Raw genomic sequence first — 12,174 nt, 5'->3', positions numbered from 1 at the left:
CTCCCGGGCATACCGCCGATGTCTCCGGCCATGCCCCCACCGCCCGCGCCCATCGGTGGCGGCATGGCCGGAGACATCGGCGGTATGCCCGGGAGCATCTAACTCGGGCCGATCTAGGCTGTTGCAGCTCAGTCGGCGTGGATAAAATGCTGAAATGCGGTTGCTGTTCGACGGCCGCCGGTCACTTTCGATAGTCGGCGCAGTGTTGGGTGCCGCCCTACTCGGTGGTGGTGTGGCAAGCGCAGCCGATTCGGTACAGCTGAAGAGCCGACTGGGCAATTGGTGCCTGGACGCCCCGAACGGAAGCAACACCGCCACGATGGTCAACCCGTGCGGCGGGTCGCAATCTCAGCGGTGGGTTTTCAACTCCGCCGGTCAGATCGAGAGCGTCGCCTTCCCGGGGAGCTGCCTGAGCATCGCCAACCCAGCCGACGGCACCCCGGTGACGCTGTCGAGCTGTCAGACCAATACGAACAACGCGAATTGGAATTCCCAGCCCAACGGCCAGCTCACCAGTGCGCTAGGCCCTTGCCTCAACATCTACGGCGGCGTTGCGCAGCCAGGGACTGCCGTGATCGCCTACCACTGCATCCCCGACGTAGCCGACGAGCAATGGGATAGCGTTGCCTAACGCCGTTGCGGCTCAGCCGAATCCGGCGAGGATCACGGCGTTGCAGTCAGCTGCTGACTGACGGAGTTTCGCCGCCTCTTGGTAGCCCTCGGACTCGTACCACGTGCGGGCGGCATCGACCGATTCGAATTCCAGCACGACGGTCTGGTCGCCGTGCCAGCTGCCTTCGAGGACCGTCGGCGCAGTATCCACCGCGAGAATGTTGACACCGCCCATCGCTGCTCCGGCCGCCTGCGCGTAGGCCTTCATGCCCTCCGGATCCTTGATGGCCTCGGTGAGGATGACATACCCCTTTGGCACTGAATCTCCTTATCCGACTGGTTAACTTGCTTCGATGGCCTGCTCGGGGCAGTCTTTGACAGCTTCGCGAACCGCCTCCTCGAACTCGGCGGGGACTTCGGGCACCGTAACCGTCGAGTAGCCGTCGTCGTTCAACTCGAACACCGACGGGCAGATCGTCGTGCAGATCCCGTGCCCGCGGCAGCGGTCCTCGTCAACTCTGGCTTTCATTTCGAAGCTTGTGCCAACGTGAATTCCAGGTGCAGCTCGGTCAGTCCGCGCAGGATATAGGTCGGGACATACCGGTAGCGACGATTATTGGCCGGGCCATGCATACTTTCCGAGATCCTGATGTCGGTGGTCCGGTCCAGCAAACGCTCGATGGCAACGCGTGTTTCGGCACGTGCGAGCGGCGCGCCGGGACAACTGTGGATCCCCCGCCCGAACGCGAGGTGTTGGCGGGCGTTCTTGCGCACCGGATCGAATGCGGTCGGGTCCTCGAACCGTCGCGGATCCCGGTTGGCCGCAGCTTGCAACACCATCACCGTGGTGCCCGCGGGAATGTCAACTCCGCCAACAGTTGTGGGCACCCGGGACAGGCGAAAGTCGCCTTTGACCGGACTCTCGATGCGCAGCGCCTCTTCGATGAAGTTGGGGATCATGCTGCGGTCCTTGCGCAGCTGCGCCTGGATGTCGGGGCGCTCTCCGATAGTCTGCAGCGCGGCACCGAGCAGCCGCACGGTGGTTTCCTGTCCCGCCGAGAACACGTTGCTTGCGACCCGGGCGACGTCCTCGACATCAGGAATCGAGCCGTCGGGGTAGGTCGCGGTCGCCAGGCCGGTCAGCACGTCGTCACGGGGCTCACGCCGGCGGTCCCGGACATAGTCCGAAAACAGGCCGTAGAGGAATTCCAGCGGGCTGTGCGCCAGCGCTTCCTTGCCGGTGCCCCCGATGCCACCACCCGAGTGCTCGCGGATACCTTTCACGAATTTGTCGCGGTCTTCGAGGGGCACGCCCAGCAGGTCGGCGATGACCAGAAGCGTGAACGGGCCGGCGAAGCCCTTGATGAATTCGCCGTGCCCTGGCGCCAGGAACTCGTCGAGGGCCTGGTCGGCGAGCGCCCACATGGCGTCCTCGTTCTCTTTGAGGCGCTTGGGTGTGATCAGCCGCATCAGCAGGGAGCGGTGGTTGGTGTGTGTCGGCGGGTCAAGGGTCGGCAGCTGGTCACTGAACGGCAGCTTGTCGCGGTGCTGCTCGATCAGCTCGGTCACGTCATCGCCCTCGAGCGGCACTGGGAAGCCGGGAAACGGGCCCGTCACCGAGATACACGACGAGAATGTCTCCGCGTCGTTCAACACTTCGACGGCCTCGTCCCAACCGGTCACCATCGTCACCCCGTGATGGTTTTCGCGCGCGACGGGGCACTGCTGCCGCAAGGCCTCGTAGTAGGGGTAGGGGTCCGTGGTGAGCTCGTTGCCGCGAAAGAAGTCCAGCTCGGTGAAGTCATTCACCATCTCGCACCGTTCCAATCTCGACCAATGAGAATGTTCCTCTCAGAGATGAGTATTAGATTTCCATAGCCGATGCCTCGGCGTCAACGCGGCCCAGGGGCGATGTCAGCTGGCCGGAATGAGGTCGGCCTCTACCGATGGGCAAGCCATTACCCTGCTGCGGAACGTCTCGACAGCCCCGATCGACTCCCGGGGCAGCGCCGCGGCCGCCAGGGCCTGGGCCTTGAACGCCTGGGCCGCGGCGCTCAGCCGGTGCTGGACCAGCCCGACGCTGTCGTCCAGCTCGGCGGGCCACGTCTTGCCCCACAGCGTGACTTCGGTGGCGCCCTGGTCGAGGGCCTGCACGACGCCCTGCCGGACCCGTGAATCGCAGCCGAACAGATCCGCCGCCGCCGCCAGGGTCTGCGGGGACGGGCGGTCGTCCATCGCCGCCAACGCCTCTTCGAGGTCGACGATCTTGGCGCCGAGAATGTGCAACGGCCGTTCGTCGGGATGCTCGGCCAGCAGGACCGTCACATCCCATCCGGCCATCGCCCGGTCGAATAGCCAACCACCGGCGAACTTCACCACATCGACGACGTCCGCGGCCACCACATCGAGGCGGTACCTCATGGCGAACTCGGCGGCGCCATATCCCGAGCCAACGACTCCGCGTACTCCTTGAAGACCTCGGTCAGTGGTATCGAAGGGTTGAGCAACCATGTGGTCTCCATTCCGGTGATGAAGGCGATGATCTGCACCGCCTTGACGGTGACGTCCATATCCATGCGAAACTGGCCGGCCCGCTGACCGCGCCGGATCAGCTCGGTGATGATGTCGATCGCATCCTGGTATCTGGAAAGCAAGCGATCATGCAGCGGAGCTTCGGGATCGAGGTTCTCCGCGAGCAGCACGGTGAATGTGCCGATCAGTTCGGGTGAGCGGTGGAACCGATCGGCGACGCCTGCGATTTCTGCGATCAGATCCCCCGCCCGGTCGGCGTGGGCATCGTCATCGGCGTCGCGGATGTCGAGCACAGCGTGTAGGAGCTGTTCTTTGGATTCGAAGTGGTGCAGCAGTCCGGCGGGGCTGACGCCGGCCTCGCCGGCGATCTGGGCCAGCGTCGTGTTGCGCCACCCGTTGCGGGTCAGCAGCCGCTGCGCGATGGCAAGAATCCGCTGCTTGCGGTCCTCGCCCTTGGCCAGGAGCGTGTCGTACGGCCGCGTCTCGGGCACTGGACTCCTTCGTCGGACCAACCTAGTGAACACACAGTAGGTTGGTTTACTGCCTGTGACAAGGGTCGCAAAACCACGGTCGTTTTGACGCCCGTCACAGACCGAGCGACTTGGCGATGATCACCTTCATCACCTCGCTGGTTCCGGCGTAGATCCGCGCAACCCGGGCATCGGTGTAGAGCCGGGCGATCGGAAACTCCATCATGTAGCCGTAACCGCCGAAGAGCTGCAGGCAACGATCCACGACACGGGCCTGCATCTCCGTGCAGAACAGCTTCACTCGAGCCGCGTCGGCAGCCGACAACTCCCCCTCAACGTGCAGCGCGACCGCCCGGTCCAGCATCGCCTGGCCGGCCTCCACCTCTGTGGAGCACGCGGCCAGCTCGAACTTGGTGTTCTGGAACGACGCCACCGGCGTCCCGAAAGCCTTGCGGTCCTTGGTGTAGTCAATAGCCAGGCCGATCGCCGAGCGCGCCTGCGCTACCGATCCGACCGCGACCGTCAGTCGTTCCTGCGGCAGGTTGTGGCCCAGGTAGCCGAACGCCTCACCCTCCTCGCCGAGAACGTTCTCGACGGGGACACGAACGTCGACGAACGACAGCTCGGCGGTGTCCTGGACCTTGCAGCCCATCTTCTCCAGTTCGCGACCGCGGGTGAAACCCTCCATCCCGTCCTCCACGACGAACAGCGTCAAGCCCTTGCGCCGATTGTCGGGGTCGGTGGACGTGCGGGCGACGACGATCACGAGGTCGGCCTGCATGCCACCGGTGATGAATGTCTTGGCGCCGTTGACGATCCAGTGGGGCCCTTTTGAATCAACACTGCGTACGGCCGTCGTGCGCATACCCGCGAGGTCCGAGCCGGTCCCTGGTTCGGTCATTGCGATGGCCGTGAGCAGCGTCCCGTCGGCCAGGCCCGGAAACCAGCGCTTGCGCTGTTCTTCGTTCGCGTAGTGCAGGAAGTACGGCAGGATCACCTCAAGTTGGGTGCGGACTGTCGACAGTGTCACCAGCGCCCGCGCAGCTTCCTCTTGCAGCACGACGTTGTAGCGGTAGTCGGGCATGCCGGCGCCGCCGTGCTCCTCGGGAATCGCCATCCCGAGCATTCCGAGTGCACCCATCTGCTTGAAGACCTCGCGTGGCATCCGCCCGCGCTTTTCCCACTCTGGGTAGGCAGGAACAACCTGCTTGTCGATAAAGTCGCGCGCCAGTTCCCGGAACGCCTCGTGGTCCCCGGTGAACAGGTCTCGACGCATGTGTCAGCCCACCAGTTCCACCAGTGTGGCGTTGGCGGTGCCGCCGCCTTCGCACATGGTCTGCAGGCCGTAGCGAATTCCGTTGTCGCGCATGTGATGTGCCATCCGAGTCATCAACACCGCGCCCGACGCGCCGAGCGGGTGGCCCAGGGCGATCGCCCCGCCCAGCGGATTGACCTTTTCCGGGTCGGCGCCGGTTTCGGCCAGCCAGGCCAGCGGTACCGGCGCGAACGCCTCGTTGACCTCGAACACGCCGACGTCGCCAATGGAGACGCCGACCTTGGCCAGCACCTTCTCGGTGGCGGGGATGGGTCCCGTGAGCATCAGCACCGGGTCCGCCCCCGTCACCGCGCCGGCCCGATACCGCACGATGGGCGTCAATCCGAGCTCGACTGCGATGGCCGACGTGGTCACCAGGAGAGCGGCTGCGCCGTCGGAGATCTGCGAAGAGTTACCGGCATGGATGACGCCGTCGTCGACGAACGCCGGCTTGAGTGCGGCCAGTTTCTCCACGGTGGTCCCCCGCCGCACGCCCTCGTCTTGGCTCACCACCGCGTCCTCTCCCTGTGTTGGGAACACCGGGACGATCTGATCGGTGAAGGCCCCGTTGTCCTGGGCCGCGGCAGCCAGCTCGTGGGAGCGGACCGAGTACTCGTCGAGTCGGGTGCGGGAAAATCCCCACTTCTTGGCGATCATCTCCGCCGAGATCCCCTGATTGAAGGAGAAATCGCCATAGCGCTCAAGGACTTTGGGGCCGTACGGCATCCCGGTGGCCCGGGCCGCGCCCAGCGGCACTCGGCTCATCACCTCCACGCCGCCGGCGACGACGACGTCCTGCTGCCCCGACATGACCGCCTGCACGGCGAAGTCCAACGCCTGCTGACTGGAACCGCACGCCCGGTTGATCGTGGTGCCCGGGATACTTTCGGGCCAGCCGGCGGCCAATACCGCGTAACGGCCGATGTTGCTCGATTGGTCCCCGACCTGCGACACGCATCCCCACACCACGTCGTCGACGATTTCGGGGTCTATGCCGGTGCGCTGCAGCAGTTCGTTGAGCACCAGCGCGGACAGGTCGGCGGCGTGAATGGTCGACAACCCGCCGTTGCGCTTTCCGACCGGCGTACGCACCGCCGCCACGATGACTGTTTCACGCATTTGTCTGCTCCGATCTCGATACCGCCCATCGACCAGTAAACGACGGTTGCCGCTTCTCGGCGAACGCGGCGTAGGCCTCGCGGGCATCGGTCGTGGCGAAATTGACCGTCTGCGCACGGGCTTCGTTGGCGAGCGCGTCGCGCAATGTCCGGTCGGCGCCCTCGTTCAGCAGCGCCTTGCTTTGCGCCAGCGCGATCGCAGGGCCGGCGACCAGTTTGCCGGCAACGTCGGTGACGAAAGTGTCGATCTCCGCTGCGGACACCACCCAGGTCACCAGGTTCAGCGCCTGGGCTTCCTCGGCGTTGATGGTCTCGGCGAGCAGTGCCAGCCGCTTGGCTTGTTGCAGGCCAACGATTTTCGGCAGGAGCCACGAGCCGCCGAGATCCAGCGACAACCCCCGCTTGGCGAAGATCTGCGAGAACGTCGATTCGGGCGTCGCCGCCACCAGATCGCAGCCCAGCGCCAGGTTCCATCCGGCGCCGACGGCCACACCGTTCACTTTGGCGATTGTCGGCACCGGCAGCTCGTGAAGCGCGAGCGCCACATCGGTCAGCAGCCGCATCTTGTATGCGGGATGACTGTCGTCGGCCGCGGAGATGTCGGCACCGGAACAGAACGCGCCACCGGCGCCGGTGATCACGACAGCTCGCACGTCGCGGTCGTTTCCCGCTGCGGTGAGCGCGTCAGCCAATGCGATCCACAGCTCGCGATTGATTGCGTTCTTGCGGTGCGGGCGATTCAGCGTCAGCGTTCGCACACCGCCGCGATCGCTGGACAGCAGCACGGGCGCGTCAGCCATAGGCCGGTCCGATGGCGCCCTGCTCGCGCAACGCGACGATCTCGTCGTCCGCGATGCCGAGCTCGGCGAGCACCGAGTCGGTGTGCTGGCCGAGCCCGGGCACCGGCCCCATGGGGGGCCGATAGCCGGAGATGACGGGCGGGGGCAACAAGGCGCGGATCGCCCCCGTCGGGGTGTCGATGTTTCGCCACCGGTCGCGCGCCGTCAGCTGCGGATGCGAAAGCACCTCGCTGGGCAGGTTGTATCGCGCATTGCCGATCCCGGCGGCATCCGCGGTCTTCTGCACGTGTTCGAGGTCGTGACTCGCGCACCAGGCTCCGATAGCCTCGTCCAGGATGTCTCGGTGGGCGACCCGGCCGGCGTTGGTCGCGAACCGCTGGTCGTCCGCCAGGTCGTCACGCTGCAGAATCTCACGCGAAAGTCGCTGCCATTCCGCATCATTCGTGGTGCCCAGCACGACGGTCTGGCCGTCGGCGGTCCGATAGGCGCCGTAGGGGGCAACCGCGGGCGAGCTCATGCCCAAGGGCTGCTGGTCCACACCGGCGTGCTCGGCGTAGGTGAGTGGGTAACCCATCAGATCGGTCATGGTGTCGAACAGGCTGACGCTCACAGCACGCCCGCCGTCTCGCGAATACAGCAGGGCCAGAATCGACAGCGCCGAATACAGCCCGGTGCTGATGTCGGCCACCGGCGGCCCGGGTTTGGCGGGCGCACCGGGATATCCAGTGACCGCGCAGGCACCGGATTCCGCCTGGGCGAGCAGGTCGTAGGCGCGTTTGTGTGACAGCGGGCCACCGGCGCCGTACCCGTCGATTTCAACGGCGATCATGTCCGGGTGACGCGCCGCCAGGTCATCCTGCGCGATGCCGAGCCGAGCGGTCGATCCGGGGGCGAGATTGGATACCAGCACGTCGGCACGGTCGAGCAGCCGATGCAGAATGCCCAGTCCGGCTTCGGTTTTCAGGTCGAGCGTCACCGACTCCTTACCCCGGTTAGCCCAAACAAAATGGGCGGCAAGCCCGTTGACGACGTCGTCGTAGTACCGGGCGAAGTCTCCGCCGTTCGGGTTTTCCACCTTGATGACCCGTGCCCCGAAATCGGCGAGCACCCTGGTGCACATCGGGGCGGAAACCGCCTGCTCCAGCGCCACCACGGTGACCCCCGCCAGTGGCGCCTTCGATCCACGCATTACATCACCATGCCGCCGTCCACCGGCAACACTTGGCCGGTGACATACGAGGCGGCGTCGGAGGCGAGGAACACGAACGCGCCGGCAACTTCCTCTGGTTCCGCCCACCGCTTGAGCGGGATGCGGTTCATCATGTTGGCCGCGAACTTCTCGTTGGTCCGGATGGTTTCCGTCATCGGCGTGGCGGCCAGCGGCGCCAGCGCGTTGACCAGAATGTTCTTGGTGGCGAGTTCGCGCGCAAGGGATTTGGTGAATCCGATGATGCCGGCTTTGGCGGCGGAGTAGTTGACTTGACCCAGGGTGCCGGTCAGCCCGGCCGCCGATGTCACGTTGATGACGCGGCCGGTGCCGTCGGTGGGAATGTGCGGCAGCGCGGCCTGTGTGCAGTTGAATGCGCCCATTACGTGGACATCGAACAGCAGTCGGAAGGACTCGTGGGTGGTCTTCTCGAACATCGCCGGCCGTGTCACGCCCGCGTTGTTGACCAGGATGTGCAACTTGCCATCGGCAAGTGCGGCCGCCTGGGCGGCCGCTGCGTCGGCTGACTCTCGATTCGACACGTCCAGCCCGGCAGACTCGGCTCGTCCTCCCGATGCCGAAATCCGCTCTGCCACAGCGGCCGCCGCGTCCTTCTCTATGTCGGTGACAAGCACCGCCGCACCCGCGTCGGCCAAAGCCTGGGCCACAGCGGAGCCGATGCCGCCGGCGGCACCAGTGACCAGCGCTGAGCGGCCGGACAAGTCGAAGTAACGGCTCATCAATAGCTCCTCGGCAATCCGAGCACGTGTGATCCCAGGAAGTTCAGGATCATCTCCTGGCTGACCGGCGCAATCTTCATCAGCCTCGCCTCCCTGAAGTACCGCGACACGTGATACTCCTCGGAATAGCCCATGCCGCCGTGCGTCTGCAACGCACGGTCCGCGGCGGCGAAACCCGCGTCGGCGCATAGGTATTTCGCGGTGTTCGCCTCGCGGCCGCATGGTTTGCCGTTGTCGTAGAGCCAAGTGGCTTTGCGCAGCACCAGCTCGGCGGCGTCGAGGCGGGCCAGCGCGTCGGCAAGCGGGAATTGAATGCCCTGGTTCATGCCGATCGGCCGGTCGAAGACGTGGCGTTCGTTGCCGTACTTCACGGCCTTCTCCAGAGCGACCCGCCCGATGCCCAATGCCTCGGCGGCGATCAGCATCCGTTCCGGGTTCAGCCCGTCGAGAATGTGCTGAAAGCCCTTGCCCTCCTCGCCGACCCGATCCTCGACCGGGATGTGCAGGTCATCGATGAACAGCTCGTTGGAGCTGACCGCGTTGCGGCCCATCTTGCGTATCGGCCGCACGTCCACCCGGCTGCGGTCCAGGTCGGTGAGGAACAGCGTCAATCCGTCGGTCTTCTTGCTGACCTCGGCATACGGCTTTGTGCGGGTGAGCAGCAGGATCTTCTGCGACTCGAGCGCCTTGGAAATCCACACCTTTCGTCCGTTGACCACGTAGTGGTCACCGTCTCGCTTGGCGAATGTCGTGATCCGCGAGGTGTCCAGGCCGGCGCCGGGTTCGGTCACGCCGAAGCACACGTGCAGTTCGCCGGTCGCAACCTTCGGTAGCGTGCGCGCCTTGAGCTCGTCGGAACCATGCACCACCACCGGCTGCATGCCGAAGATCGACAGGTGAATGGAACTGGCGGCGTTCATTCCTCCGCCCGAGCGGGCCACCTCTTCGGCCAGCAGGGTGGCTTCGGTGATGCCGAGCCCGTGGCCCCCGTATTCCTCGGGGATCGTCATACCGAGCCAGCCGCCGCTGGCTATTGCCTGATAGAACTCCGACGGGAACTCGTGCGCCTGATCTTTTTCCATCCAGTAGTGGTCATCGAACTTCGACGCCAGCTCGGCGACCGATTTGCGGATCAGCTCTTGGTCGTCGGTCAGCTCAAAGTTCATTCCACCGCCGGGCACTGCTGGGTCTCCTTTGGTCAGTTCAGGCGCCGGCGTTCGGTGTCGGCCCGCTGCGCCCGGCTTCGCCGCGCTTGCGACCGCCACGGGCGTCGCGTTCCGGAGGCGCCTCAGTCCTTGTTGCCGGTGAGTTCCTTTGCGCTGGCGGCGAATTCCGCGAACGACGAACCCGACCTTTCGTCTTTGTGGTGGCTGAGCGCCTTGATGGACACGTCGTGGCCCTCGGCGGCCTTGCGCAGCGCGCCCACGGTCGCCTGCTCCCGGGTGATGTGCGTGAACGGGTCGAACGAGTACCAGCGCATCGCGTTCTGGTAGGCCATCTTGTTGATCTCGTCGTCCGGCACGTCGTTCGCCGACAAGACGTCCCAGAGCTCCTCGGGCGCGCCCGGCCACATCGAGTCGCTGTGCGGGTAGTCGGCCTCCCAGCAGATGTTGTCGATGCCGATCATGTTGCGCAGCGCGACGCCCACCTTGTCGCTGATGAAACAGGTCAGGAAGTGCTCACGGAAAACCTCGCTGGGCAGCTTGCCGCCGAAGTTCTGATGCGTCCACGTCGAATGCATTTCGAAGGTGCGGTCGGCCCGTTCCAAGAAGTACGGGATCCACCCGGTGCCGCCCTCCGACAGGGCGATCTTGAGGTCCGGGTACTCCTTGATCGGCCTGGACCACAACAGATCCGCGGCGGCCTGCACGATGTTCATCGGCTGCAGCGTGATCATCACGTCCATCGGGGCATCGGGCGCAGTGATCGCCAGCCTGCCCGAGGATCCGATATGGATGTTCATCACGGTGTTGGTGTCACACAAGGCCTCCCACAACGGATTCCAGTACTCGTTGTGGAAGCTGGGGTAGCCCATCGCAGCCGGGTTCTCGGTGAAGGTGAGCGCATGCACACCCTTCTTGGACACCCGTCGGACCTCTTTCGCGCACTCCTCGGCATCCCAGATCACCGGTATCGCCATCGGGATGAACCGCGCCGGATACGCTCCACACCACTCTTCGATGTGCCAATCGTTGTAGGCCTGCACCAGGGCCACCGAGAACTCCGGGTCCTCGGTCGCGAACAGTCGCGCGGCGAACCCCGGGAACGACGGAAAACAGATCGAAGCAAGGATGCCCCCGGCGTTCATGTCCTTGATCCGCTCGTCGACGTTGTAGCAACCCGGCCGGATCTCGTCCAGACCAGTCGGCTCGATCCCGTACTCCTCTTTGGGACGTCCGGCGACCGCGTTCAGCGCCACGTTGGGGATCACGGTGTCCCGGAACTGCCAGGTATCCGAGCCATCCGGATTGTGCACCAGCCGAGGCGCATCGTCGATGTACTTCTTGGGCAGGTGGTTCTTGAACATGTCCGGCGGCTCAACCGTGTGGTCGTCGACACTGATCAGGATCAAGTCTTCCTTGTTCACGGGCCGTTCCTCTCTTCTGGAGCCCTCGGCAACGGGCGCCCCCGGTGAGTTCCCTGGTATGAAAATTATCTTCTCAGATCGCGAGAATCAACATCTTGAGCGTACCGCTGCGGGTGCGACGGTGCCGTCTGCGCATCGCTGAGGCCCACCGGAGACCACGGCGTTTCCGCAGATGAAGCCGCAGACATTGACCAATCCGGCAGATCGTGGAAACCTATTGGTCAAATATGAGAATATGATTCTCGTCAGTGAGGAGGCCGTATGCGTCTGTCCCCGTTGCCGGCGGACCACTGGGACGACGCTGCCCGGGATGCCGTCGCCGGCATGCTGCCCGAAGAGCGGCGAAACCCTCGCGATGCCGGCAACCTCCTGGCCACTCTGGTGCATCACCCCAAACTGACCCGCGCGTTTCTGCGGTTCAACGGTTACCTGCTGTATGGCTCGACGCTGCCGCCCCGCATCCGCGAGCTGGTGATCCTGCGGGTGGCACATCGGCGCGGCTGCGCCTACGAGTGGACCCACCATGTGACGCTCGGCAAGCGGGTCGGCCTCTCCGATGCCGACATTGCCGCCGCGCAATCCGGCGAAGCGATCGACGAGTTCGACCGAGCGGCGCTGGCCGCTGTCGATGAGCTCGACGAGAAGACCAACCTGTCGGATGCGACCTGGACCACCCTGTCCGAGCGGCTCGACGAGCAGCAGCGCATGGACCTGATCTTCACGATCGGTGGCTACACCGCGCTGGCGATGGCCCTGAACACCTTTGGCGTCGAAGTGGAACCAGAAAGGTAAA

The 12,174-nt window shown here is 64.9% G+C and carries 14 protein-coding genes; 2 read left to right on the top strand and 12 right to left on the bottom strand.

Annotated features, from left to right (window positions below):
* Positions 1 to 154: 154 nt before the first annotated feature.
* Positions 155 to 631 (top strand): Rv1419 family lectin, encoded by a 477-nt coding sequence (locus tag AWC06_RS16305; RefSeq protein WP_085199008.1) that lies wholly within the window; start codon positions 155 to 157, stop codon positions 629 to 631.
* Between the two features lie 12 nt (positions 632 to 643).
* Here the strand turns inward: AWC06_RS16305 and AWC06_RS16300 are convergent, their stop codons facing one another.
* The 12 genes from AWC06_RS16300 to AWC06_RS16245 form a co-directional block, all read right to left on the bottom strand.
* A complete protein-coding gene (locus AWC06_RS16300) occupies positions 644 to 880 on the bottom strand; it encodes a DUF1330 domain-containing protein (RefSeq protein ID WP_244899106.1) in 237 nt (78 codons plus the stop codon).
* A gap of 72 nt (positions 881 to 952) precedes the next feature.
* Positions 953 to 1,141 (bottom strand): ferredoxin, encoded by a 189-nt coding sequence (locus AWC06_RS16295; protein ID WP_085199006.1) that lies wholly within the window; start codon positions 1,139 to 1,141, stop codon positions 953 to 955.
* A complete protein-coding gene (locus AWC06_RS16290; protein WP_085199005.1) occupies positions 1,138 to 2,424 on the bottom strand; it encodes a cytochrome P450 in 1,287 nt (428 codons plus the stop codon). The genes AWC06_RS16295 and AWC06_RS16290 overlap by 4 nt, the downstream gene beginning before the upstream one ends.
* Positions 2,425 to 2,526: 102 nt before the next feature.
* Positions 2,527 to 3,033, bottom strand: a complete 507-nt coding sequence (locus AWC06_RS16285) for a hypothetical protein (protein WP_085199004.1) — start codon at positions 3,031 to 3,033, stop codon at positions 2,527 to 2,529.
* Entirely contained in the window at positions 3,030 to 3,635 is a 606-nt protein-coding gene (locus AWC06_RS16280) for a TetR/AcrR family transcriptional regulator (protein ID WP_085199003.1), read from the bottom strand. Before AWC06_RS16280 ends, AWC06_RS16285 begins: the two co-directional genes overlap by 4 nt.
* Before the next feature lie 94 nt (positions 3,636 to 3,729).
* The gene (locus tag AWC06_RS16275) at positions 3,730 to 4,890 is read right to left on the bottom strand and encodes an acyl-CoA dehydrogenase family protein (protein ID WP_085199002.1); all 1,161 of its coding nucleotides are present in this window, start codon (positions 4,888 to 4,890) and stop codon (positions 3,730 to 3,732) included.
* Between the two features lie 3 nt (positions 4,891 to 4,893).
* On the bottom strand, positions 4,894 to 6,048 hold the full coding sequence (locus tag AWC06_RS16270; protein WP_085199001.1) for a thiolase family protein: 1,155 nt from the start codon (positions 6,046 to 6,048) through the stop codon (positions 4,894 to 4,896).
* The gene (locus AWC06_RS16265) at positions 6,041 to 6,847 is read right to left on the bottom strand and encodes an enoyl-CoA hydratase/isomerase family protein (RefSeq protein WP_085199000.1); all 807 of its coding nucleotides are present in this window, start codon (positions 6,845 to 6,847) and stop codon (positions 6,041 to 6,043) included. The genes AWC06_RS16270 and AWC06_RS16265 overlap by 8 nt, the downstream gene beginning before the upstream one ends.
* Complete coding sequence (locus AWC06_RS16260; RefSeq protein ID WP_085198999.1) at positions 6,840 to 8,036, bottom strand: CaiB/BaiF CoA transferase family protein; 1,197 nt, start codon at positions 8,034 to 8,036, stop codon at positions 6,840 to 6,842. The genes AWC06_RS16265 and AWC06_RS16260 overlap by 8 nt, the downstream gene beginning before the upstream one ends.
* Complete coding sequence (locus tag AWC06_RS16255) at positions 8,036 to 8,794, bottom strand: SDR family NAD(P)-dependent oxidoreductase (protein WP_085198998.1); 759 nt, start codon at positions 8,792 to 8,794, stop codon at positions 8,036 to 8,038. Before AWC06_RS16255 ends, AWC06_RS16260 begins: the two co-directional genes overlap by 1 nt.
* A complete protein-coding gene (locus AWC06_RS16250; RefSeq protein WP_085198997.1) occupies positions 8,794 to 9,960 on the bottom strand; it encodes an acyl-CoA dehydrogenase family protein in 1,167 nt (388 codons plus the stop codon). Before AWC06_RS16250 ends, AWC06_RS16255 begins: the two co-directional genes overlap by 1 nt.
* A 122-nt stretch (positions 9,961 to 10,082) precedes the next feature.
* Positions 10,083 to 11,381, bottom strand: coding sequence for an amidohydrolase family protein (locus AWC06_RS16245; protein ID WP_085198996.1), 1,299 nt, complete (start codon positions 11,379 to 11,381; stop codon positions 10,083 to 10,085).
* A 261-nt stretch (positions 11,382 to 11,642) separates the two neighbouring features.
* Here AWC06_RS16245 and AWC06_RS16240 point away from each other — a divergent pair, with 261 nt between their 5' ends.
* Positions 11,643 to 12,173, top strand: coding sequence for a carboxymuconolactone decarboxylase family protein (locus tag AWC06_RS16240; protein WP_085198995.1), 531 nt, complete (start codon positions 11,643 to 11,645; stop codon positions 12,171 to 12,173).
* Position 12,174 lies beyond the last annotated feature (1 nt).

Origin of the sequence: Mycobacterium fragae (assembly GCF_002102185.1) — a bacterium.
Lineage (GTDB): Bacteria > Actinomycetota > Actinomycetes > Mycobacteriales > Mycobacteriaceae > Mycobacterium > Mycobacterium fragae.
The sequence above is the reverse complement of the archived record's forward strand: the minus strand, read 5'-3'. Positions and strand labels throughout refer to the sequence as shown.